The sequence below is a fragment of the Acinetobacter bohemicus ANC 3994 genome (assembly GCF_000367925.1).
GTDB classification, from domain to species: Bacteria; Pseudomonadota; Gammaproteobacteria; order Pseudomonadales; family Moraxellaceae; genus Acinetobacter; species Acinetobacter bohemicus.
Genome location: NZ_KB849168.1, coordinates 215,028 through 237,630 on the forward strand (window position 1 = coordinate 215,028; position 22,603 = coordinate 237,630).

The following is a 22,603-nucleotide window of genomic DNA, read 5'->3' on the forward strand; positions in this document are numbered from 1 at the left end:
GGTGACTAGGTTTTTTTTGTTATTTTGAGCAAATTAGGTTGATTGCTCTAGGGTTAAACCACTAAAAAGACAACTGTACAGATGACTACAAATAAATAGACATACTGGATTATGAAAAATAAATAGGATTCTTATGCACAACACACAAAATGATCTGATTAGTATTTCGGATGTCGCAGCAAAATTACCTAAATTTATCAGTAAAGTGCCTCATTTATTGAGTGGACTCAAACAAGCCTATTTACGCACCCCCAATACCCCTGCTGGCTTAGGCATTGCATTTGAAAAAGCCGTCAAACGCAATCCTCAAGGAAATGCTTTATTATTCGAAGAGCAAAAATTTACCTATCAAGCACTCAATGAATGGGCAAACCAAATTGGGCACTTTTATTTGTCAATTGGGGCACGTAAAGGTGATGTGATTGCCGTCATGGTGGAGAATCGCCCTGAACTGGTGGCAACCGTGATTGCTTTGGCCAAAATTGGGGTCACCGCAGCTTTAGTCAATACCTCGCAAAGCGGTAAAGCATTAACGCATAGCATTAACCTAGTCAAACCGATCGCCATTATTCTGGGGGAAGAATGCCGTGCCGCAGTGGATGAAGTACGTCAAGACTTACTGCTTAAAGAAGATCGCTTTCACTGGTTTGCAGATCAGGAAACCTTAGTTGATGCGGGTAAATCACCAAAAGGCTGGACGAATTTAGCAGAAAAAATTATTCACTTTCCTAAATTCAACACACCCACCACGCATAGCATTCAAGGCAAAGATGGTCTTTTTTACATCTATACCTCAGGCACGACAGGTTTACCTAAAGCGGTCATTTTCACCCATAGCCGTTGGACGTTGGCATACGGCACCTATGGTCATATCCTAGCTTTAACCAGTGATGATGTGATGTATTGCACCCTACCGCTTTACCATGCAACAGGCATTGTGGTCTGTTGGTGTGGTGTGATTGCAGGCAGTGCAACACTGGCCTTGCGACGTAAATACTCAACTTCTGCTTTTTGGAAAGATGTTCAAAAATTTGATGCCTCTGCCATTGGCTATGTCGGGGAGTTATGCCGTTACCTCATGGATGCACCAAGCTCTGAACTTGAACGTGGGCATCGAGTCAAAAAAATGATCGGCAATGGCATGCGTCCGAATATTTGGGACAAATTCAAACAACGTTTTGGTGTAGAAGAAATTCTTGAGTTATATGCATCAAGCGAAGGCAATGTGGGTTTCAGCAACATCTTTAATTTTGATAATACCGTCGGCTTTTCACCGACACCTTATGCGATTATTGAATTTGATAAAGAAAGCAATGCCCCGGTCAAAGATGCCCAAGGCTGGTGTAAAAAAGTCAAAAAAGGTGAAGTTGGCTTACTTGTAGGCAAAATTACCCGTCGTTCGCCATTTGACGGCTACACCGATCCTGAAAAAAATAAATCGGTCATTATGAAAGATGTTTTTACTCAGGGTGACTCTTTCTTTAATACTGGCGATCTGGTGCGTGATATTGGTTTCCGTCATGCTCAATTTGTTGACCGCTTAGGCGATACCTACCGCTGGAAAGGCGAAAATGTATCGACGACTGAAGTCGAAAATGCCGTCAGCGAATATGAAAAAATTGCTGAAGCCGTGGTTTACGGGGTAGAAATTCCCAATACCAATGGTCGTGCTGGCATGGCAGCCATTACACTGGCAGATCATGCTGAATTTACTCAACAAGATTTACAGCAAATGGCGACTGAATTTAAAAAATGCTTGCCAGCTTATGCCGTTCCTGTGTTTTTACGCATTCAAGTACACGTTGAAACCACAGGTACTTTTAAATACCAGAAAAACAAGTTAAAAGAGCAAGCCTTTGATCCGAATAAAACAGATGAACGCTTGTTGGTTTTACTGCCAAATGCAACCGAATACTGTGATTTAACTGCTGAAATATTCAACAATATTCAAACGTATCAGTACCGTTTCTAATTCAAAAAAGCATGTTTTTTGACTAGATATAGCAAATTTGTTGCATTTATAATCAAACATCAACAAGTTTGCTAATTTTTACTTGCGCTCGTTTCATAACTTGCTACAATACGCCCATCAAAACGAAGTGGTGTTTAGAAAAATTTTCTTGCACTGCACATTCAACGAATACTTGAATGTTGGTTCAGGGTCGTTAGCTCAGCTGGTAGAGCAGCGGACTTTTAATCCGTTGGTCCCGCGTTCGAATCGCGGACGACCCACCACTTATTTTGATCACCTAGAGATGGGTCGTTAGCTCAGCTGGTAGAGCAGCGGACTTTTAATCCGTTGGTCCCGCGTTCGAATCGCGGACGACCCACCATTTATTCTTAAATTTTCTTTCTGTTATCCTCATCAGAAACCAAACCTGAAAATCCCCCAATACAATACGCCCTGCTATTTTGACCACTTCAGCTTTGTCAAAATTTTGCTTCAGCTTGTACTTTATTTAAAAGCATGGTTTAAATAGGTTCAGGGTTGTTAGCTCAGTGGGTAGAGCAGTAGACTCTTAATCTATTGGTCGAGGGTTCAAGCCCCTCACAACCCACCAAATTTAATCAAAATCAGTGCACATTAATCTTCATGCCATAAAAAATCTCCGCATTTGGAGATTTTTTTATTATTTGCATCTCATCATAAGCTTGTTCTAACTTGCTCTTTCACTAGGCGATATGCCTGTTTAGGAAAAGCATTCCCCTGCGCAAAATATTGTCTATTGCGCTGAGTCTGATTGGAAATTTTAGCTAAATCCATGACCAAGCTTTGATCTGGATCAATCTGATAAAAAAACTCTACCCTATTGCCACGATGCAAAATAATTTGATGATGCTCTGAATCATAAGACCAATGATCTTGATGATATTGAACATTCGAAGCAAAAGTCATTTGTCCCAAATGGACAATCGTACGATATGCCGTACCATCGGCCAATAAATTGACAATAAAATCGGCTGTCCCCTTATCACACGCCACAAAGGGATCATCACAACTAATCACCGCCTGATAACGTCCCACATAAGGCTCAGCATTTTGAGGAATCATATGTGGGGTATCCGCTATGGCTTTGGCTACAGGTAATGTCGCTTGCCCCGCCACCTCAGTTAGTTTTTTACCTTGAATATTGCTCATGGCCAGATCAGTCGCTTCAGTTTCTGATTGTATTTGTTCAGCGACAGAATCTTCTAATGACTTATTACAGCCGACAAGACCTGTAAACATTGCAACAAGAACACAGTAACCATATTTAGCATTTCGAAACACGCATCCCTCCTGTCTCAGCACGTTCATTTGTTTATTCTTGGCAAATATTCAATGACTTACGATAGACACCACCAAAAAGTATTGGCTTTATAAGCATAAAACACTGATCTTTAATTGATTATGACTAACAATAATCCAGCTTATTTTCAACTTAATCCATTTTATGTGTTCACCTCATAAGAATAAGTATTCAGTTACATAACTTAACTATTTTTCTAGCCCGCAACCCTTTAAAAACTGATTTACATCACCATTTTATTAGTATGAGTCAATTGTTTTAACTCAGCTATTTTTAATTTTAAGGAGACTTCGATGGCCAATGTTGGCTTGTATCGCTCTAACCGCCAAAATATGATCGCAGGTGTAATGGGCGGTATTGCTGAACGATTTGGTTGGAATGCAAATTTGCTTCGCATTATATTTGTCATTGTTTCTCTAATGAGCGCTGCATTCCCAGGAATTTTAGTCTATTTGGTTTTGTGGCTGATTATGCCGAAAAAACAGTTTCAAATAGCTCCTGCTCAAGGCTATCAAAATCCCGTTCGTACGGTCAATCAAAATCCTAATGATCCATACCGTTAATCATTTTTAGTTTTCGGCTACGACTTTTCCCCAAGAGTCGTAGCTTTTTTTTGCCTGTATTTCGCTATGCCTTGACCTGATTTAGCTGTTGATTCAATGCAGCAATCATGTCTGCACGACTAATCATTCCGACTATTTTTTGATGCTCGACCACAGGAATATAATTAAATGAGCGTTCGACAAAATAAGGCACCAAATCCTGTATCGGTTGTTCTGGTTTTACCGTGACCACTTGACGCACCATAATATGTTTCACTTGATGCTCCCATGTCGTTCTCATATCATTGGCACGTTTAAACCATTCCACCACTTCATATAAAGCCAATGTTCCCACCAATTGCTGCTCAGCATTGGACACAGGTAAGCTCATTAAATTCATTTGTTTAAATTTATCTAGCGCCGAATGAATATCATCCTGCTCATTTAAACTCACGACATGTTTACTCATAATATCCTGACACTTAAACTGACTTACGCCCCTCGCATTGGCTTTTTCCTGTGCCGCTAAAATAATTTTTTGTAAGTCATATTCACTAATATCTAAAAGCTCAGTCTGTTGATCCAAAGTGGCTTGAATATCTTGCGGTTGAATGGTGACTTTTTGGGTGGGCGTTGGGTCTTTAGAGCGTTGATTGATTTGTGCAACTTGCGGATATTGTTTTCCCAGCATGCGATTAAAGACAATTGCGATCACTAACAATAAAATAGAATTCAATAGAACGGGATAAAAAATAAAGTGATACCCCAGTTGATGTACAGCTTCGCCACCCAATACAGCGGTAATCGCGATTGCACCACTGGGTGGATGCAGCGAATCTGTGGTCATCATTAACACAATAGACAGCCCAACGGCGACACTAAAGGCTTCTGTTAAATTTGGAATATACATGGCGCAAGTCACGCCAATAATTCCAGCAATGGTATTGCCAATCACCATATTCCACGGCTGCGCCAATGGACTGGCAGGTACTGCAAATAACAAGACCGATGATGCCCCCATAGGCGCGATATACCATGCGTTAATATCACCCAACACCAACCAACTGATTAGCGATGAAAGTAGCAGCCCTAACAATGCACCTATGCCACACAATAAGCGCTCTTTTAACGGAAGAACTTTAAAATTGGGTTTTAAGATATTGAGCCATCTAAGTTGTGAATGAAACACAGCACGCCTTTGGTTATGTTGGAGTTGATTGACGAATTATAGAATGATGCAACGATAAGGTGTATTTATTTTATATCTTGTATTTATTGATTGATCCTGTCCGACCTAAAAATAGCCCGACGCTTTGGAGTCGTCATGATGAATTCCCTTTGTGATTCATTCTCCACAACACTTTAAAGCAGATAACGATACACAACGAACGCTATATATGTGTTTAAATTCATTGTACTTCGCAACACTTTTACTGCTTTTTTATGCTGACTAATCATCCAGCTTATCCGTAATGATGGGTTCAATTTTAAGCATCTCGATCTCGCCATAGAAGGTAGAAAATGCGACATCTCCAGCATCTATTCCTGTACCAATTCGAACTAAATTTTCTACAGGTGCTAATCGGGTCGGATCAAACAACACCCATCCTCCCTCCAAATAGGCTTCAAAAATGGCATGAAAATCGGGTAGAAATTTTTCAATTTCGACATAACCGACCACCATACGTGCCGGAATCCCCAAAGCACGGCAGAGCGAAATCCCTAAATGAGCAAAGTCACGACATACCCCAGCCCGATGGATGAGTACATCGGTCGCCGTTGTAAATTGGTTAGAGCTACCAGAAACATAAAAAATATTGTTATAAATCCACTGTTCAATGGCTTTGACTCGTGTATACCCTTGCTGCATCCATCCAAATGATCGGTTCGCCATATCCACGACAAGGTCTGAATTACAATATCGACTGGCCAATAAATAAGGGAGCACCTCATCGGGTAAATCGGGAATCGCAACTTCATTAAGTTTGTGCAGAACATCAGCATTGATCACAGGATGACGTTCAACCGTAGCACTATAGTTCACTTCAAAAGCGTCACAAGCTTCAACATGCAATCTGACATAACGGTTTTGCTGGCTTGGGTCGTGAAATTCACGCCATGTCACCAGTGGATAAAAGCTGAGTTGTTCTGCAATGATTTTTTGATCGGGATGATCAGCAACATGAATCAGAAAAACAAATTCTGTGGCTTGGACAATCTTGTATTTTAAATGGCACTGAATTTTACAAGTTGTCATGATCGTCCTTATTTTTTAAGCAGTATTTCACTGTATGCAGATTAAACCAATTTCACGCAAATAAACGGATAAGATTGCTTTATCTTTATCACAATTTTATTTAAATGATGACATCCATCTGATTTATTCTTGCTTTTCAATTCAGCTTAAAGCGCGCATAAAACAGTAAAGTGCACGGCTGAAATAGATGCCTGATCTTTTTTAGCGTGATTTTGATTTTTTTCAAAAAAGTATCGATGCATTAACCCTTTGCCACTCTCCCTGAAACTCCTTATAATTGAGCACAATTTTTCTCTAATTTTAAGTGGATGACCATGAGTCGCGCCATATCGCATATTGATACCTTCCAAGGCTTAATTCTTGCCTTACAAAATTACTGGGCTGAACAAGGTTGTGTCATTTTACAACCTTACGATATGGAAATGGGCGCAGGCACATTCCACACTGCAACCTTCCTTCGAGCACTTGGCCCTGAAACGTGGAACGCTGCATACGTTCAGCCATCACGCCGTCCGAAAGATGGTCGTTATGGTGAAAACCCAAACCGTTTGCAGCACTACTACCAATTTCAGGTGGTATTGAAGCCAAATCCAGACAACATCCAACAGCTTTATTTAGATTCTTTAAAAGCCATTGGTATTGATACCCTCGTTCACGACATTCGTTTTGTTGAAGACAACTGGGAATCGCCAACACTAGGCGCTTGGGGCTTAGGTTGGGAAGTTTGGCTAAACGGTATGGAAGTGACTCAGTTCACTTACTTCCAACAAGTGGGTGGTGTTGAATGCTACCCAGTGACAGGCGAAATCACCTACGGTCTTGAACGTCTTGCCATGTACTTGCAAGGTGTCGATTCTGTTTACGATTTGGTTTGGACTAAAGGTCAATTCGGTACAGTAACTTACGGTGACGTATTCCATCAAAATGAAGTTGAGCAATCGACGTATAACTTTGAATATGCCAACGTCGAAAAAATGTTTGAACTGTTCGACTTCTATGAAGCTGAAGCGACGCGCTTGATTGAAGCTGAACTTCCATTGCCTGCCTATGAACAAGTGATTAAAGCATCGCATAGCTTTAACTTGCTTGATGCACGTGGTGCAATTTCAGTGACTGAACGTCAACGCTATATTTTACGTGTGCGTACTTTGGCGCGTTCAATTGCACAAAGTTATGTGGCGGCACGTGCCAAGCTTGGCTTCCCAATGGCAGAACCTGAATTACGTGATGAAGTTTTGGCGCAGTTAAAAGCACAAGTTGAAGCAGAAGCGAAAGAAGCAAACAAGGAGAGCAAATAATGTCTAAACATACCGTTTTGTTCGAATTGGGCTGTGAAGAACTTCCACCAAAAAGCCTCAAAAAATTACGTGATGCACTGCATGCAGAAACCATCAAGGGCTTAAAAGATGCAGGTCTGGCTTTCGATACTATCGAAGCTTATGCAGCACCGCGTCGTTTGGCACTTAAAATTGTGAATATTGATGGCGCTCAGCCTGATACACAAAAACGCTTTGACGGCCCTGCAAAACAAGCGGCTTTTGATGCGGAAGGCAAACCAACTAAAGCTTTAGAAGGCTTTATGCGTGGTCAAGGCATCACTGCGGATCAAGTCACCACGTTCCAAGCCGGTAAAGTTGAAAAAGTTTGCTATTTAAAAGATGTTAAAGGCCAAAGCCTTGAGGTTTTACTGCCACAAATTTTACAAGCAGCTTTGGATAACCTTCCAATTGCAAAACGTATGCGTTCAGCGGCAAGCCGTACTGAATTTGTCCGTCCTGTAAAATGGGTGGTGTTGCTCAAAGACAATGATGTGATTGAAGCCACTATTCAAGACCACAAAGCAGGTAATGTGACTTATGGTCATCGTTTTCATGCGCCTGAAGCGATTACTTTGGCTCATGCAGATGAATATCTTGCTAAGTTAAAAGCGGCTTATGTGGTTGCTGACTTTGCAGAACGCCAAGCCATCATTGACCAACAAGTCAAAGCTTTGGCTGATGAAGTCAATGCGATTGCGATTGTACCAAGCGACCTGCGTGATGAAGTGACCGCATTGGTTGAATGGCCTGTTGCGCTACGTGCAAGTTTTGAAGAACGCTTCCTTGCTGTACCGCAAGAAGCTTTGATTACCACGATGCAAGACAACCAGAAATACTTCTGTTTGGTGAATAGCGATAACAAGCTACAGCCTTATTTCATTACTGTTTCAAATATTGAGTCTAAAGATCCGATTCAAATTATTGAAGGCAATGAAAAAGTGGTTCGTCCACGTTTGTCGGATGCTGAATTCTTCTTCTTGCAAGATCAAAAGCAACCGTTAGCTTCTCGTAAAGAGAAACTTGCAAACATGGTGTTCCAAGCACAATTGGGTACGCTGTGGGATAAATCACAACGTATTGCTAAGTTGGCTGTGGCTTTATCGAACATCACGGGTGCAACTGCGGCTGATGCTGAAAAAGCAGCACTACTTGCTAAATGTGACTTAACCTCTGAATTGGTGGGTGAATTCCCTGAACTTCAAGGTATTGCGGGCACTTACTATGCACGTATTGAAGGCGAAAACCATGAAGTGGCTGAAGCTTTAGGTGAACAGTATTTACCTAAATTTGCAGGCGATGTTTTACCACAAACCAAAACAGGCACAACCATTGCCCTTGCTGACCGTTTAGACACGCTCACCGGTATTTTTGGTATTGGTCAAGCACCGACAGGTTCTAAAGACCCGTTTGCACTACGTCGTTCTGCGATTGGTATTTTACGTTTGGTGACTGAGAACAATCTTGATGTGTCGATTGAAGATCTCATCAAGTTGGCATTAAATGCTTATGGCGATGTAGTCGCGGATCACGCGAAGACTTTAGCGGATGCTGTTGCATTCCTTGAAGGTCGTTACCGTGCCAAATATGAAGACCAAGGCGTTGCAGTTGATGTGATTCAAGCGGTTCAAGCGTTGTCGCCAAAATCACCTTTAGATTTTGACAAGCGTGTAACTGCGGTGAATCACTTCCGTGCATTGCCTGAAGCTGCTGCACTGGCTGCTGCAAATAAGCGTGTTGCGAATATTTTGGCCAAAGAATCTGAACCAACAGGTGCAGTGGTTGAAGCAAACTTGGTTGAAGAGGCTGAAAAAGCATTATTCGCTGTACTTGCTAAAATTACGCCTGAAGTTGAACCATTATTTGCTGCCAAAGATTACACCACTGCATTGTCTAAGCTTGCTGCTTTACGTGCGCCTGTGGATGCATTCTTTGAAGGCGTCATGGTCATGGCAGATGATGCAGAATTGAAAGCCAACCGTTTACGTTTATTGGCTCAATTACGTGGCTTGTTTACCAGTGTAGCGGATATTTCGGTATTACAGCACTAAAGTCTTAAATAATTGTAATTTAAGAGAAACCCCGCTATAAATTAGTGGGGTTTTTTTTTGAGATAAATGATGGCAAAGCCACGTATTTTTGTAAGTTCTACTTATTATGATTTAAAACATATTCGTGCTTCATTAAGCTTATTTATTGATTCTCTTGGTTATGAATCTATTCTATTCGAAAAAGGACAAATTGCCTTTGTCAGCGATGATCCTCTTGATATTTCTTGCTATCGAGAGGCTGAAACCGCAGATATTTTTGTACTAATTATTGGTGGGCGTTATGGCTCAGAAACTAGTACAGAGAAAATTGATGGTGATAAAAGCCAATATACTAATTACAACAGTATCACACGTAAAGAATATGAAACAGCTAGTGAAAATCATATTCCAACATATATCTTAATTGAAAAAGGCGTTTATGCTGAATATCAAACTTATAAACGCAATAAAAAAAATACAGATATCGAATATGCACATGTAGATAATATTAATATTTTTAGACTCATTGACGATATTTATAAAAAACCAAATAACAATCCAATTTTTTCATTTGAAAAATATAATGAAATTGAGGAATGGCTTAGAGATCAATGGGCAGGTTTATTTAAAGACTTTTTAATTAAAAGAGGAAATATTAAAAAACTAGAATCTTTACAAAGTCAAATTAGGCACTTAGAAACTCTTAATTTAACTCTCAAAAACTACTTAGAAGTACTGTTATATGCTGATAAAAATTTAGAAACACAAAATATTATTCAAAAAGAAAATGAAAAAATTTCTAAATCACAACTAATCGAACATATTCATAATTTATTCATTGTGAGTTATTTATTTGATGGTAAGACATTGAATAGTAATCAAATTGAAGAACTAATTTCTATATTAAAGATGTCCGAAAACCCTTTCGATTTTATACATAGAGTATCTAGTCACTTACCAATATCTAGCAATTCGTATAGTAGCTCAATCACTCACTTGAATGACAAAAATATGGCTTTTTTAAATGATATTAATGAACTCAGAACAACCATTGGCTTATCTAAATGGAAATACATTTAAAAACTAATAAACCTATAGGAGATATTCATTCAATTTCATATACTCAAACTAACAATACTCAACAAGAAAGAATATTATGAAACTTAAAACTCTTATTTTGACTGGTCTTGCTAGCGTTGCCCTTACTGCATGTACATCTGCACCCAAAATCCCACAACTTGAAACTGGCGTATTACAAGAAGTAAAAAACTTAGACGTTTACCCAGACACCACCAATAACAAAGCCAAATTGACTAAATTCAGTGACAAATGCGTGATTGAATTTACTGGCAACCTTAAAGCAGGCAAAGCCGTAGAACAATGGTCATTTAAAAGTTTAACCCTTATTTCAGGTGGCTCTGCCAGCTTTGCAAAAGATGGTACAAGTACCGCAACCAATTTCGACCTACACGATGCAACGGTACAAAAAAACTTCCTTGCACTACGTAACTACTTTGCCAAAGAAGCACTCGCACAATGCGAATAATCGGTTTCTGATGTGGTAAAAAGCCCTCTTTTTTTTATAGAAAATGAGGGCTTTTTTTATTACACCATTCACACTGCAAGAGTAAATGTATAAGCATGTTGTAAGGCTGTATCAATTTCAGCATTTTTTTGTTTAACCGCTTCATTCACGATTACAATAAATTCAGAATGTATATGATTGCGACAATGAAAAGGAATAAATACCGATATGAAACTGATGAAAACAGCGCTATTGAGCAGTGTCATTTTAACCTCCACTTGCCTTTTTATCCAAAGCACATCGGCAGCAGAAACAGCGCCAGTCACCAAAACAACACCAACTTATGGCGACAATCCCAATATTTTTGAAGTGTTAGGACATAAGGCGCAACAAGCTGCACAAAATACGGCGAATAAAGTCGATCATGCAGCGCAAAAAGGCATCGCCAAAGTAAAACCTAAAGTTGACAATGCGTGGGAAGAAAGCAAAGCACTGGCAACTGAAACATCCGTGCTTGCAAAAGAAAAATCTCAGCAAGCGGCAGCAACCGTCAACAAAAAAATAAATGAAACCAAGGATGGCATCATCGGCAGTCCAAATGCACAGCCTGCACCCATTGTTTCACATCCTTTAAGCCAGTCATCTAGCAATGTTGAGCCTGTGCCCGCTCCAACACCGACAACAGAAGCACCCCAGCCCCCAAACAAAGGCAGCATAAATTTATAATACATGCCCTCTCTTTTATTTTGAGAGAGCAGTACGCAGAGCGTCGGTTAATTCACTTGTCGAATGGGCTGACCTGCTTTAAAAGCCTCAGCATTTTCTACTATCTGCTGCACAATACGCTGACGTGCATCCACACTGCCCCATGCACTATGCGGAGTAACAATTAAGTTGGGAATATGAGGATCTAACAAAACATTGCCCTCTTTCGGGGGTTCAACCGTCAATACGTCAGTCGCTGCACCTGCAATTTTTCCTTGAGTTAATGCATCTGCAAGCGCCTGTTCAGTGACAATTCCACCGCGTGCACAGTTAATTAAAAATGCACTTGGTTTCATTGCATCAAAGGCCTTGGCATCAATCAAATCACGGGTATCTTCTGTTAATGGACAATGCAGACTGAGGAAATCGACTTGTGGCAATAATTCGGCAAAAGGAATACGACTGCTATCGCTCGGACGGTTTGGCAAAGATCCCACTAAAACCTTCATGCCAAAGGCTTCAGCTAACTTAGCTACCGCTTGCCCCAATTCACCATAGCCCAAAATCCCTAAAGTTTTGCCTTCCAGTTCAACAATGGGGAAATCCAACAAACAAAAAATGGGCGATGTATTCCATTGCCCTTGCTGCACCGCACGATCATATTGAAGCAATGAGGTGGCTAAAGCCAACATTAAAGTTAGGGTATGCTGAGCCACAGCAGAAGTGCCATAGCCCTGACAATTACACACCACAATGCCCTGCGCACGTGCTTGAATCAGGTCAATATTATTGGTGCCTGTTGCAGAAATTAAAATCAGTTTCAAATTTGGACATTGCTGAATGGTTGCTGCATCGACTATGACTTTATTGCTAATGATGACATCTGCATGTTGCACACGCTCTAACAACTGCGCTTGGCTGGTACTTGGATATAAACTTAATGTGTCAAAACTGGCCTCTAGTGCGCTCAAGTCCAAATCATGTTGATCCAGTGATTCATAATCTAAAAATACGGCTTTCATCAAGCATTCCTTGGCTAATTTTAAGAGAAATCTACAAATTCATTTTAGAGATTCAAAGCCAACTTTGTCATATTTTTCAAATCAATTTAAGCACTTGTTATAAATAAACCCACTATTTAGTTAACGCCAGTCAGTTAAGGGTAATTTAATGATTACTTATTGATAAATCCTCCCTAACCCCTCTTTAAAAAAGAGGGGGACAATATAGTATTCAATATCTTATTAAATTTCAGATACTCCCTCCTTTGAAAAAGGATGAGAAACACTGTTTCGCAAGGGAGGATTAAAAATAGTTAACTAATCAGCATTACACTATTTAGTGGGTTTATTCATATGCACTTGAATAGACTTGCGTATTTGACTAAACACATACATTGCTAAGGCGAAAACCAAAAGCAATCCGCTACCCATAATGATATAAGTGCTATCTGGAATCTGGGCAAATGCATAGGAAGGTAGCAACAGAGCGAGTATGGCTAAAAGCACAGTCGGTATAAAATCATGTTTCATCCTTAAGCACCCTTTATTGTTTATTCTTCGACATTTAGCAAGTTGAACTTGCCTTATATTTTCTATCTTAGACCGATTAAAATATAAAGCAAGTGGTCAAAAATCAGACTAAAGTCGAGTTTATTTTAAACAATAATAAGCTAATCAATCGTGCTTAAGGATGGAGCGGTTGCGTCACGAATTGAGCGGTTTCAGGGGTCTCTTCAATAAAATCATGACTGCCATATTCATTATTATTTAAGTTTAAATGCTTATAACTGAGCACATAAAAATCACTATATTTTTTCATCACAATCGGGTGCATGCCTGCGCTTAAAGGCTCGTGTTCTTTAAATAATTTCATGATGTGTCGATCATTCATCGCCACAACATAACGCTCATCATTTAAAGTAATCTGTACCAGAGCACTGCCCTTGGCAAAAATTGGAATCAAAAATTTATGATTTAAAGCAATCGCACTGGCTGCATAGCTTTCAATTTTTTGGCTAATGACATTAAACACCAAGCCATGACCAAAAGAGTCGAGTAACTGGCTGCTGTTTTCCTGCGGTAAATTGACCTGTATGCCCAGTTTCAGTAAATCTTGCTGACTGACTTGCTTATTACTCAACAATTCTCTTAATAACTGTTGTTTCAACTTTGCGTCAAAAAACTGGTTATCAAGCTGTAAATCATTGTTAATTAAAATTGAACCTAAAGCATTTTTATGGCGTGGCAATAAATTTTCAATCACTTTACGATAATAAAACTTACTGTTCTTTTTGACCTGACGGATCTTCTGATAAAAGTAAGTGGCATCGAAATCATGCAACAAAAAGTCATGCAATAACTCTGAACTGGCCAGTACTGCAATCGCATCATGCCCAGTAAAAGGTAAATTCAAGGTATAAATGTGCGGTAACACTTGTTCAAGCTTTATATATTGCGCACGATCTTCTGGGCAATAGGGATCATAAACCACAATGTATTCACGCTCAGCCGAAACATCTTGCGGCTGGATTTGCATGTTGGCATTCAGTTCTGCATGAAAGAACATGTTATAACGCGGGTCTTCAACATCGTCAGGATTAATTGAATACTGTGGCACTAAGGCAACCACACGTTTTAAATCGAGTAAATTGGAATATTTAATTGCGGCATAACCGCCCATTGAACCGCCATAGCCAATGCGGGTTTTAAAGGGTGCAATCAGGTCTTCAATTTCGGCAAACATCTGACGCATTGAGCTTTCAGGAAACCACGATTTCTGCTTCGGCATAATGCCAATGACATTAAAATCATGTTTAAGCAGTGACTTTTCAGCATTAATCGACAACCCTTTGGCACGCGTAATTAAATCGCCAAAAGAGAAAATCAACTCATCTGATGAGCCTCTTAAAAAAATTGCCCGAATTTGTTCGTCTTCAAAAATAATGTGTTTTTCCATTTCCACACCGAAGCAAATCGGCCCTTGTTTTTAGAGTCAATAAAACAAATAGACAGTGTGCCTATTTACCAAAAGCCAGTATGTTATTTTATAGATGCTCAGAAGATTAAAAAGCGCAAAATATGACACAATCACTACATCCAGCCGCTCAAAAAGGCTTCAGTTCAGCAGCAGAACTCTATCAACAGGTTCGCCCCAGTTATCCACCAGACATCATACATTGGCTGCAAGATCAGCTCCAACTTGACGAAAAATCACAGGTGATTGATCTCGGTTCAGGTACTGGCAAATTCTTACCTTACTTACAACACATCACAAAACACATTACCGCAATTGAACCGATTCAGGAAATGTTGGCACAATTACAAAGTGCCTATCCAGACGTGCAGACGCTGCAAGCATCGAGCGATCAGCTACCCTTAACCAGACATAGCCTTGATGCTGTCATCTGTGCGCAATCGTTTCACTGGTTTGCCAATCTTGAAACATTACAGCAAATTCATCATGTGCTCAAACCTACCGGACATTTGGCCTTAATTTGGAATCAACGTGATATTCAGGTCGATTGGGTCAAAGCCCTTGCGGATGTGATTGCACCTTTGGAGGGTAACACACCTCGTTATCATAGTGGTCAATGGAAAAAGGTCTTTGAGCAGCAAACATTGTTTCAACTGGATCATGTACAGACCTTTCAACAAGCGCATATTGGCACTGTGGAAAATGTCGTGTCTAAACGCTTGCTCTCCAGCAGTTTCATTGCCGCAATGCCAGAACATGAACAGCAACAGTTAAAAGCCCAATTTGAACAGATTGTTTTCAAGTACACTGGAAAACAGCCGCAAGATGAAATTGCTTTTCCCTATTTAACCTATGCTTATGACTTTAAAAAAACTGATTCGCAATAAAGGAATGATCATGAAAAAACTTCAAATGAAACAACTGGGTTTTCCTTTTTTACTCTGCTCAAGCCTGCTGATCAGTGCTTGTGATAACAGTAAAAATAGCATGGCCGAAAACGATAAAATTCAACCTGAAGATAAGGTCATGCAGGAGTTGATTACTGAACCAGTGAAAGCTTTTGAAAAAACGCCAAATGATCAACATGATATTGCTTTACTGACCGACTTTGATCAGCGTTTTACCCAAATGAGCGATGACATGGAAGATGAACTGAGCAAAATGCGAGAAGCAGGTTCGCTCACCAATGAATTTGCACATCAGCGCAAACGCGACAATATTCAGTCGGCACTCAACATGTTGAAAGAACTGGATTTAAAAACGGCGCAAGGTCGCTATATTCAAGGCTTGATTGCAGAATATTGGCAAATACAAGCCAAGCTTTATCATGAGAACAAAGAACCCAAAGCAGAGACCAAAAAATCAGAGGATCAAGACAAAGGCTTAGGTGAATTTTTACATGCCCAAGAACAGCTTGAACATTGGCAATCGCAATATCCTGAAATGACGCAATCTGAATCAACAAAATCAGCCCCATAAAAAAGGGATCTCTTGATTAATGCCAGTCAGTTAAGAAATTGCCTGTTTTTTTATTTTAAATTCATGATGTTATTCGATACGCGGAAACGTCATCCGCAACTGTTCGAGGCAAAACTATTTTAAAAAATAAGGTTTCTGCGATTTATTAATCAATAAAAGGAATTTGACGAGTTTTGCGGTGAGGCGCACTGCGCCGCAAGATGCCTTTCTTGCGAACTCAAAATATATTTTGAGTTTCTCATTTGGGCTTATCCAAAGTAATATAGGAGCTCCAAGTTTTTGATTTTAAAATATAAGACTCCGTCATGAACAACTAAAAACTAAGGATTTTATTTCTAAAACCCTTAACTGATTGGCATTAGATCTCTTGATCCCTTTTGGCAGCTAATAGCGAAACATTATGGTCGTTCAGCATATTGCGGCAAAGTATCGCAAATGGTGTCCCATTCTGCTTTAGAGGCCACAAAAATATGCTGTGTTAGCGTTTGGGTCAGTGCTGTATCCAATGTGCCTATACGTAAACGGTAGACATCTGGTGTTTCCGCTTTAATACTGATAATCGGTGAGCCGCAATCGGCACAGAAACAACGCTGTGTGGTTGCTGTCGATTGAAACTTTTTCAGTAAATGCCCACCTTGTACAATTTTAAAATCTGCTTTTTGAATGGGTGCATTGGTTGCAAAAGCACTACCGTTGGCTTTGCGGCATTTTCGGCAATGACATTGCACAATATCGCCAATTTCACCTTGAATTTCATAGCGCAGACCGCCACACAAACAACTTCCTGTATATCGATTTTCTTCAGCCATAAACGACTTCATTTTTATCATGAGGGAGTTTTTAAGCTAGCATATTTCTAATCATGCTTCAAAAAATCAACGTCTATTCTTGCGCAGAAAGATAATTTTGCACGCCTTCAGCTGCGGCACGACCAGTAGCAAAACAAGCCGTCAGCAAATAGCCACCCGTCGGTGCATCCCAATCCAACATTTCCCCGCAACAAAAGACCCGTGGATTGGAACGTAATTGCAGTTGTTCGGTCAGTACCTCGCGTTTTATGCCGCCAGCACAGCTAATGGCTTCTTCGATTGGGCGAAAACCACTGAAAGGAATCAGCAGATGTTTGACCTTTTGCGCCAACGCCAAAGGATCATTCCAGAGTGCTTTAGCAACCAATTCACGCACTAAACTGGCTTTGGCTGTATCTAAGCCAGCCTTACGCCAGACATTGCTGAGCGACTGTTTTTTACTGGGTTGTAATTTTTGGGCTAATTGCGCAATGGTTTGATCGGGCAGCAAGTCCAAATATAACTGCATGGTCTGACCATTTTTTACTTGTTCACGCAAGGCACGACCTTGCTTATAGATCAAACCACTTTCTAAACCATAATAGCTAATCACAATATCACCCATGGTTTTGGCTTGATCATCCACCCATGCTTCAACGCGCTTTAACGGCTGCCCGAAGACAGGTTGCATAAACGTAGACCACTGACGCTCAACGCCGGCATTACTGGCTTGAAAGGCTTCAATTTCATCCTTTGCCAACCATTGCTGCCATGCACCATCACTGCCTAATTTTGACCAAGACAGCGCACCACAGGCCAGTACGATTGCATCGAAATGCTGCACTGCAAGCTGTTCACTCACTAAATCTTTGACCGTCAGTGCCGCTGCATTTAACTCTAAACACTGATGCCGATAATGAAACTGAACACCCTGTTGCTGCAAGCGTTTAAGCCATGCCCGCAATAACGGGGCGGCTTTCATTTCAATGGGGAAAACCCGCCCAGATGAACCAATATAGGATTCAATGCCCAAATCTTTCATCCAGTTTTGAATCCAAACCGCATCCCACTGTCTCACCCACGGTTCAAGCCATTCCGCTTGATCATAGCGCCCAATAAATTGCGCCACAGGTTCAGCATGGGAAATATTTAGGCCTGTTTTACCGGCCATTAAAAACTTACGCGCAGCCGAAGGTTTCTGTTCATAGACATGCACCTCATAATCGGACTGGCTTAAAACTTCCGCAGCCATAAGACCCGCAGGGCCAGCACCTATAATTGCAACACGCTTTTTCATGACTTACTCATTCAGCTTTTTCAGGTGCAGCAGTTAAATCGGTTTGCTGAGCTGCATTCTGCCCCTGTAAAGGCATAAAATCATCAAAACGGGTGCGATAGCCTTCTGGCTTGGTGATGATCAATTGCTGACACAATTCACCGCGCTGCAAATACTTAATTTCAAAATGTGTGCGGGCTGAGGTTTCAGCAATCACTTCTTTAACAAACGGGAGTTTCCACACTTCAATCAACTGCTGCTCTGCTTCGGCAATATATTCAGCAATATTACTGGCTAAAGTGACTGTTCCACCAACCTGCAAACGTGACAATAAAAATTCAAAAAAGGGCATATTTAACCAGCGCTGCGCTGGATTATGTGGCTCAGGATTGGGATATAAAATAAAAAATTGCTGCACTTGAGCAGGATTCAACGCATGTACAATCCACGGCATTGCATCGGCATGAATCGGCTGTAAATTCGCTTGTCCTTCTAGAACATGCTGCTTGTGCATAGCCAGACATTTTTCACGGGTACGTTCAATCGCCACTAATTTTTTTTCAGGATGTTGTCCCGAAAACAACAAGGCATGTTTGCCCTTACCCGCGCCAATTTCCACACAAATGGGATCTGGGCTGATCATTTGAAAATCACGAGGCGCATGCATACGCTGTGCTTGAAATTGACGAATTGGCATAATCAGATCAAACTAACAAAAATCGGCTCAAGTCTAGCAAGAGCAACTGTATTTGCCTAATCGAATCATCATTTTTATCTGGAGCACAACATGCCTCGTACTTTTCCTTGTCCACGCTGTGGTGACGTTTCAACTTGGGAAGGCAATGAATTCCGTCCTTTTTGTTCAGAGCGCTGCAAAATGATTGACTTAGGCGCTTGGGCCAATGATGAATATAAACTTCCAACTCAAGATGCACCGCAAGCCGATGGTGGTCGTGAAGAAGATCAGTTTTAAGGGTGCTTTTTTAAAATTGCCTTTGCAAAAAACCAAGCCATCGGTTGATGAATGATGCTCATCAACCATTTACCACATAAATTCGAATCCAGCTTTTTATATTTTAAAACTAAAAATAAGAAGCATACCGATTGCAATCATAGACAGCGCTAAATGGTAATAACCAAAGCTGCCTCATGCCATGACGCTAAACATAAACAACATAGCGCTAAGCGTTCATCGATGAAAAAAGATTACACCGCATCTTATTGAGAACAATTAAAAATTATTTTGTTTGCTGATAAAAAGAATAGCTGATAAAAGAATAATCATGACTCATTTTTTAAACTATAATGATGTGATAAATATAAGAAAAGGAAATAAAAATGGAACCATCGTACTTAAAAATTCTATTTTTTTTATTTGCCTTACTGAGTATGGCGAGTTTGGGTTTTGGAATTTATCACCATGATGTCATCATTATGGCAATTGGCATCTTATTTTGTTTTGCCGCAATAATCATCGTCTTAGAATTAAAGAAGCACAATAGCAACCCATTTCGTCGAGATTGATGAAAATGGGTTCATCAATCGACGAAAAGAGAAAAATTAACCAGCCTTACCTGCAACAAAGGGATTATGTTGTTTTTCGAAACCAATGGTACTTAAAGGCCCATGCCCTGAAATAAATTGCGTTGCGTCTGGCAAACTAAAACATTCACGTTTAATCGAATCAATCAGTTGTTGATGATTACCACGAGGGAAATCTGTACGGCCAATTGAACCTTTAAACAAGACATCGCCCGTCCAAAGCAGACCATAATTTTTATTATAGAACATCACATGACCTGGGGTATGCCCCGGCGCAAAGCGAACTTCAAACGCTTCATCACCCAGTTTTAATACTTCACCGCCTTCTAACCACTGATTCACCTGCACTTTTTCTGGAATAGGAAAACCATACTTTGCAGATACCTCTTGAATCATATCGAGCCAAAAAGCATCTTCTTTATGCGGCCCAATCACAGGCACATCCCAAACCTTACTTAATGCGCCCACTGCTCCGGCATGGTCTAAATGTCCATGCGTTAACCATAAGCCTTTCACCGTTAAACCCAAAGCATCGACTTCGGCTTGTAACTTTTCAGGTTCACCACCAGCATCAATCAAAATCGCTTCTTTGGTTTCAGAATCCCAGACAATTGAACAGTTTTGTTGAAATGCCGTAACAGGAACAATTTTGACTTGCAACATAATGGCGAAACCTCGGTGAAATTAGTGAGCTAATGTTTGCGTTAAGGCATCAAGATTAGCTTGAAGCAAAGTTGTGAGCAATGCCAAATGATCTGCATCGGCATTTAAAGCGGGAATATACGCGTAGTCTTGCCCCCCTGCCGACTTAAACAAGTCTGCATTTTGAATCGCCAATTCTTCCAGCGTTTCCAAACAATCTGCTGAAAAAGCAGGACTCATAATCTGTACCGACTTTACGCCTTGCTCTGCCCATTGCTGCAATGTGGCATCGGTATAAGGTTTGACCCATTCCTGTTTACCAAAACGTGACTGGAAGCTGATCGCCCACTGATCCTCTGTTAAATTCAAAGCCTGCGCTAATAATTGCGCTGTAATACGGCAACGATCGGCATAGGGATCGCCCTTATCGGCATAGGGCTGTGGAATACCGTGAAATGACATCAATAATTTTTCGGCACTGCCATGCTCGGCGCGATAGTTACGCACACTTTGCGCCAACGCCTGAATATATAAAGGATGCTGATAATAATCACGAATCATCGATAAGCCCGGCAAATTACGCTGAGTCAAGATCCATTTGGCAATGGCATCATAAAGTGGCGCGGTAGAAGTGGCCGAATATTGAGGGAACAAAGGCAAAAGAATAATGTGATCTTGCACATTTTCACTTAAGTTTTGGAGTAGATCTTGAATCCCCGGATTGCCATAGCTCATGGCAGGCACCACATTTAATTCAAATTGCGGATAGTCTTGAATCAATTGCTGTTGCACCGCTTGCACTTGTTGCAAGACAATTTCACGCATCGGTGAATCTTGCCCCCAGACCATGGCATAAGCATGTGCAACGCGTTTTGGGCGAAAAGGTAAAACAAAGAGTCTTAAAATGATTTGCCAAATTGGTTTGGGAATTTCGATCACACGCTGATCAGACAAAAACTGCTTCAAAAAACGGCGAACTGCAACAGCAGTGGGTTCGTCAGGCGTACCCAAATTGGCCAAAATAATGGTGACTTTTGCTTTAGGTGCAGAAAACATCAAACCCTATTCCAAGATGAATAAACTGGGTTTACTTTAACAGTTTTCTACACCTTCGCCATATGCATTAATAGGATGAATTAAATTGAAAAACACGATTATTATCAAGCAAATTACTTTCCAGCAATTTCTGTCCCTTCGGCGTTAACTGCCACAACATGCGTTGACGGTCATCTCGTCCAGATTGAATAATCCAGTCATTTTGACGCATTTGCATTTTAATGCTGTGCAATGCCCGAATATTGATTTGTGAACGTGCAACCGCATGCGCACGAGGCATTTCAAGTCGTGCATCCGCCAAACCATTATCATTTAAATATTCATTCATACATTTAGAAAAATATTCTTCTGGTGTCGGATGAAGAAACATGGTGCCTAAAATGCTCAGTAACTGTGCCCAAGTCAGTTTCTTTTGAATTTTCAGTTCTTTAAAATTACCGTCCTGATAGGCATGCATGCGATATTCAAAAGCAAAAACTTCATGCATGGAAACTTTTGGCAAAGTTAAGAACGGATCGACCTCGCGCTTACCCACTTCAGTTTCAAGTTGCTCAATTTTGACTTTCAGTTGATCAATTTCATCATGCAGCAATTGGGTGTTCTGTGGTCTTACCCAACCTGAAACAGGATAGCGTTCTAACATTTGTGGCATATTAAAACGTACCGCCATTTCCAAATCACGCATGCTGCGATAGGTAAAAATTTGATCCGCTTCTTGTTGTAGTAATTTACGGAATTCTAAAAACTTCTCGCGTAGTTCTGGCTTTTGATCCTGCAAAGACAAATCCCGAGATAATGGGTCTTCATGCATAAATACAATAATGGGTTTTTGTTTGGTGACGGCATAGATATATTCTAAATGCATATAGCCGACACCGGACACCGATTGCTCACCGTATTGACTGCCCAAAAGAATCACCACATAGTCACAATCATCAATTTGGCGACGTGCAAATGCAGTACTTAAAGGTGTCCTTTGCTCCAATCCCCACGAAAAGAATCCCATGCCCACCAAAGTTTGAGCCAAAACAATACGCTCTGGCTGCATTTCACTGCCAGACATAGAAATAAAAACCTGATAACGCTTATCGAGCATTGGTTATCCTCTTCCAATTGCACATTACACCCCCCAACTGTCGCTATGCTGAGCAGTTGTGTTGTAATCCGATGACCTAATCT

At 40.6% G+C, this 22,603-nt stretch carries 21 protein-coding genes and 3 tRNA genes; 13 read left to right on the forward strand and 11 right to left on the reverse strand.

Annotated features, from left to right (window positions below; genetic code table 11):
* The first annotated feature begins 133 nt into the window (after positions 1-133).
* The 4 genes from F994_RS08755 to F994_RS08770 all read left to right on the forward strand — a co-directional run bounded on the left by F994_RS08755 (position 134) and on the right by F994_RS08770 (position 2,561).
* Positions 134-1,972, forward strand: coding sequence for a long-chain-acyl-CoA synthetase (locus tag F994_RS08755; RefSeq protein WP_004649948.1), 1,839 nt, complete (start codon positions 134-136; stop codon positions 1,970-1,972).
* 187 nt (positions 1,973-2,159) lie between these two features.
* A tRNA-Lys gene (locus F994_RS08760) sits at positions 2,160-2,235 on the forward strand.
* Between the two features lie 22 nt (positions 2,236-2,257).
* Positions 2,258-2,333 (forward strand) — tRNA-Lys (locus F994_RS08765).
* 152 nt (positions 2,334-2,485) lie between these two features.
* Positions 2,486-2,561 (forward strand) — tRNA-Lys (locus tag F994_RS08770).
* A gap of 83 nt (positions 2,562-2,644) precedes the next feature.
* Here the strand turns inward: F994_RS08770 and F994_RS08775 are convergent.
* A complete protein-coding gene (locus F994_RS08775; RefSeq protein ID WP_004649950.1) occupies positions 2,645-3,271 on the reverse strand; it encodes a hypothetical protein in 627 nt (208 codons plus the stop codon).
* Positions 3,272-3,583: 312 nt separating this feature from the next.
* On the opposite strand from F994_RS08775, the gene F994_RS08780 reads away from it, so the two are divergent.
* On the forward strand, positions 3,584-3,853 hold the full coding sequence (locus F994_RS08780) for a PspC domain-containing protein (RefSeq protein WP_004649951.1): 270 nt from the start codon (positions 3,584-3,586) through the stop codon (positions 3,851-3,853).
* Positions 3,854-3,917: 64 nt separating this feature from the next.
* Here the strand turns inward: F994_RS08780 and F994_RS08785 are convergent, their stop codons facing one another.
* Complete coding sequence (locus F994_RS08785; protein ID WP_004649952.1) at positions 3,918-5,021, reverse strand: HPP family protein; 1,104 nt, start codon at positions 5,019-5,021, stop codon at positions 3,918-3,920.
* Between the two features lie 261 nt (positions 5,022-5,282).
* Complete coding sequence (locus tag F994_RS08790) at positions 5,283-6,089, reverse strand: transglutaminase-like domain-containing protein (protein ID WP_004649953.1); 807 nt, start codon at positions 6,087-6,089, stop codon at positions 5,283-5,285.
* 314 nt (positions 6,090-6,403) lie between these two features.
* Here F994_RS08790 and glyQ point away from each other — a divergent pair, with 314 nt between their 5' ends.
* The 5 genes from glyQ (at position 6,404) to F994_RS08815 (ending at position 11,686) form a co-directional block, all read left to right on the forward strand.
* A complete protein-coding gene (gene glyQ, locus F994_RS08795; RefSeq protein ID WP_004649954.1) occupies positions 6,404-7,387 on the forward strand; it encodes a glycine--tRNA ligase subunit alpha in 984 nt (327 codons plus the stop codon).
* On the forward strand, positions 7,387-9,456 hold the full coding sequence (glyS, locus tag F994_RS08800; RefSeq protein WP_004649955.1) for a glycine--tRNA ligase subunit beta: 2,070 nt from the start codon (positions 7,387-7,389) through the stop codon (positions 9,454-9,456). Before glyQ ends, glyS begins: the two co-directional genes overlap by 1 nt.
* 69 nt (positions 9,457-9,525) lie before the next feature.
* Positions 9,526-10,515, forward strand: a complete 990-nt coding sequence (locus tag F994_RS08805; RefSeq protein WP_004649956.1) for a DUF4062 domain-containing protein — start codon at positions 9,526-9,528, stop codon at positions 10,513-10,515.
* A gap of 76 nt (positions 10,516-10,591) precedes the next feature.
* Positions 10,592-10,981, forward strand: coding sequence for a hypothetical protein (locus F994_RS08810; RefSeq protein ID WP_004649957.1), 390 nt, complete (start codon positions 10,592-10,594; stop codon positions 10,979-10,981).
* A 207-nt stretch (positions 10,982-11,188) separates the two neighbouring features.
* On the forward strand, positions 11,189-11,686 hold the full coding sequence (locus F994_RS08815; protein WP_004649958.1) for a hypothetical protein: 498 nt from the start codon (positions 11,189-11,191) through the stop codon (positions 11,684-11,686).
* A 47-nt stretch (positions 11,687-11,733) separates the two neighbouring features.
* On the opposite strand, the gene F994_RS08820 is transcribed toward F994_RS08815, so the two are convergent.
* The gene (locus tag F994_RS08820) at positions 11,734-12,687 is read right to left on the reverse strand and encodes a 2-hydroxyacid dehydrogenase (protein WP_004649959.1); all 954 of its coding nucleotides are present in this window, start codon (positions 12,685-12,687) and stop codon (positions 11,734-11,736) included.
* Between the two features lie 664 nt (positions 12,688-13,351).
* Complete coding sequence (locus F994_RS08830; protein ID WP_004649962.1) at positions 13,352-14,623, reverse strand: hypothetical protein; 1,272 nt, start codon at positions 14,621-14,623, stop codon at positions 13,352-13,354.
* Between the two features lie 122 nt (positions 14,624-14,745).
* Between F994_RS08830 and F994_RS08835 the strand changes: the two genes are divergently transcribed.
* Positions 14,746-15,528 (forward strand): class I SAM-dependent methyltransferase, encoded by a 783-nt coding sequence (locus F994_RS08835; RefSeq protein ID WP_004649963.1) that lies wholly within the window; start codon positions 14,746-14,748, stop codon positions 15,526-15,528.
* Positions 15,529-15,538: 10 nt separating this feature from the next.
* Positions 15,539-16,120: a hypothetical protein gene (locus F994_RS08840; RefSeq protein ID WP_004649964.1), complete on the forward strand. Its 582-nt coding sequence runs from the start codon at positions 15,539-15,541 to the stop codon at positions 16,118-16,120.
* Between the two features lie 398 nt (positions 16,121-16,518).
* Here the strand turns inward: F994_RS08840 and F994_RS08845 are convergent, their stop codons facing one another.
* From F994_RS08845 to F994_RS08855, 3 genes are all read right to left on the reverse strand, one after another.
* The gene (locus F994_RS08845; protein WP_004649965.1) at positions 16,519-16,929 is read right to left on the reverse strand and encodes a GFA family protein; all 411 of its coding nucleotides are present in this window, start codon (positions 16,927-16,929) and stop codon (positions 16,519-16,521) included.
* A gap of 73 nt (positions 16,930-17,002) precedes the next feature.
* Complete coding sequence (locus tag F994_RS08850) at positions 17,003-18,205, reverse strand: TIGR03862 family flavoprotein (protein WP_004649966.1); 1,203 nt, start codon at positions 18,203-18,205, stop codon at positions 17,003-17,005.
* A gap of 7 nt (positions 18,206-18,212) precedes the next feature.
* A complete protein-coding gene (locus tag F994_RS08855; RefSeq protein WP_171065333.1) occupies positions 18,213-18,887 on the reverse strand; it encodes a class I SAM-dependent methyltransferase in 675 nt (224 codons plus the stop codon).
* Between the two features lie 84 nt (positions 18,888-18,971).
* Here F994_RS08855 and F994_RS08860 point away from each other — a divergent pair, with 84 nt between their 5' ends.
* A complete protein-coding gene (locus F994_RS08860) occupies positions 18,972-19,157 on the forward strand; it encodes a DNA gyrase inhibitor YacG (protein WP_004649968.1) in 186 nt (61 codons plus the stop codon).
* Between the two features lie 587 nt (positions 19,158-19,744).
* Here the strand turns inward: F994_RS08860 and F994_RS08870 are convergent.
* The 3 genes from F994_RS08870 to F994_RS08880 form a co-directional block, all read right to left on the reverse strand.
* Positions 19,745-20,389, reverse strand: coding sequence for an MBL fold metallo-hydrolase (locus F994_RS08870; RefSeq protein ID WP_004649970.1), 645 nt, complete (start codon positions 20,387-20,389; stop codon positions 19,745-19,747).
* 21 nt (positions 20,390-20,410) lie between these two features.
* On the reverse strand, positions 20,411-21,424 hold the full coding sequence (hemH, locus tag F994_RS08875; protein ID WP_004649972.1) for a ferrochelatase: 1,014 nt from the start codon (positions 21,422-21,424) through the stop codon (positions 20,411-20,413).
* Between the two features lie 67 nt (positions 21,425-21,491).
* Entirely contained in the window at positions 21,492-22,520 is a 1,029-nt protein-coding gene (locus tag F994_RS08880) for a DUF4062 domain-containing protein (RefSeq protein WP_004649973.1), read from the reverse strand.
* Positions 22,521-22,603 lie beyond the last annotated feature (83 nt).

Excerpts from the sequence above, each read along its gene's own strand:
- F994_RS08815 (WP_004649958.1), top strand. The coding sequence starts at position 11,189 with ATGAAACTGATGAAAACAGCGCTATTGAGCAGTGTCATTTTAACCTCC.
- F994_RS08850 (WP_004649966.1), bottom strand. The coding sequence starts at position 18,205 with ATGAAAAAGCGTGTTGCAATTATAGGTGCTGGCCCTGCGGGTCTTATG.
- hemH (WP_004649972.1), bottom strand. The coding sequence starts at position 21,424 with ATGTTTTCTGCACCTAAAGCAAAAGTCACCATTATTTTGGCCAATTTG.
- F994_RS08835 (WP_004649963.1), top strand. The coding sequence starts at position 14,746 with ATGACACAATCACTACATCCAGCCGCTCAAAAAGGCTTCAGTTCAGCA.
- F994_RS08845 (WP_004649965.1), bottom strand. The coding sequence starts at position 16,929 with ATGGCTGAAGAAAATCGATATACAGGAAGTTGTTTGTGTGGCGGTCTG.
- F994_RS08840 (WP_004649964.1), top strand. The coding sequence starts at position 15,539 with ATGAAAAAACTTCAAATGAAACAACTGGGTTTTCCTTTTTTACTCTGC.
- F994_RS08870 (WP_004649970.1), bottom strand. The coding sequence starts at position 20,389 with ATGTTGCAAGTCAAAATTGTTCCTGTTACGGCATTTCAACAAAACTGT.
- F994_RS08830 (WP_004649962.1), bottom strand. The coding sequence starts at position 14,623 with ATGGAAAAACACATTATTTTTGAAGACGAACAAATTCGGGCAATTTTT.
- F994_RS08780 (WP_004649951.1), top strand. The coding sequence starts at position 3,584 with ATGGCCAATGTTGGCTTGTATCGCTCTAACCGCCAAAATATGATCGCA.
- F994_RS08755 (WP_004649948.1), top strand. The coding sequence starts at position 134 with ATGCACAACACACAAAATGATCTGATTAGTATTTCGGATGTCGCAGCA.
- F994_RS08820 (WP_004649959.1), bottom strand. The coding sequence starts at position 12,687 with ATGAAAGCCGTATTTTTAGATTATGAATCACTGGATCAACATGATTTG.
- F994_RS08805 (WP_004649956.1), top strand. The coding sequence starts at position 9,526 with ATGGCAAAGCCACGTATTTTTGTAAGTTCTACTTATTATGATTTAAAA.
- glyQ (WP_004649954.1), top strand. The coding sequence starts at position 6,404 with ATGAGTCGCGCCATATCGCATATTGATACCTTCCAAGGCTTAATTCTT.
- F994_RS08880 (WP_004649973.1), bottom strand. The coding sequence starts at position 22,520 with ATGCTCGATAAGCGTTATCAGGTTTTTATTTCTATGTCTGGCAGTGAA.
- F994_RS08810 (WP_004649957.1), top strand. The coding sequence starts at position 10,592 with ATGAAACTTAAAACTCTTATTTTGACTGGTCTTGCTAGCGTTGCCCTT.
- F994_RS08790 (WP_004649953.1), bottom strand. The coding sequence starts at position 6,089 with ATGACAACTTGTAAAATTCAGTGCCATTTAAAATACAAGATTGTCCAA.
- F994_RS08860 (WP_004649968.1), top strand. The coding sequence starts at position 18,972 with ATGCCTCGTACTTTTCCTTGTCCACGCTGTGGTGACGTTTCAACTTGG.
- glyS (WP_004649955.1), top strand. The coding sequence starts at position 7,387 with ATGTCTAAACATACCGTTTTGTTCGAATTGGGCTGTGAAGAACTTCCA.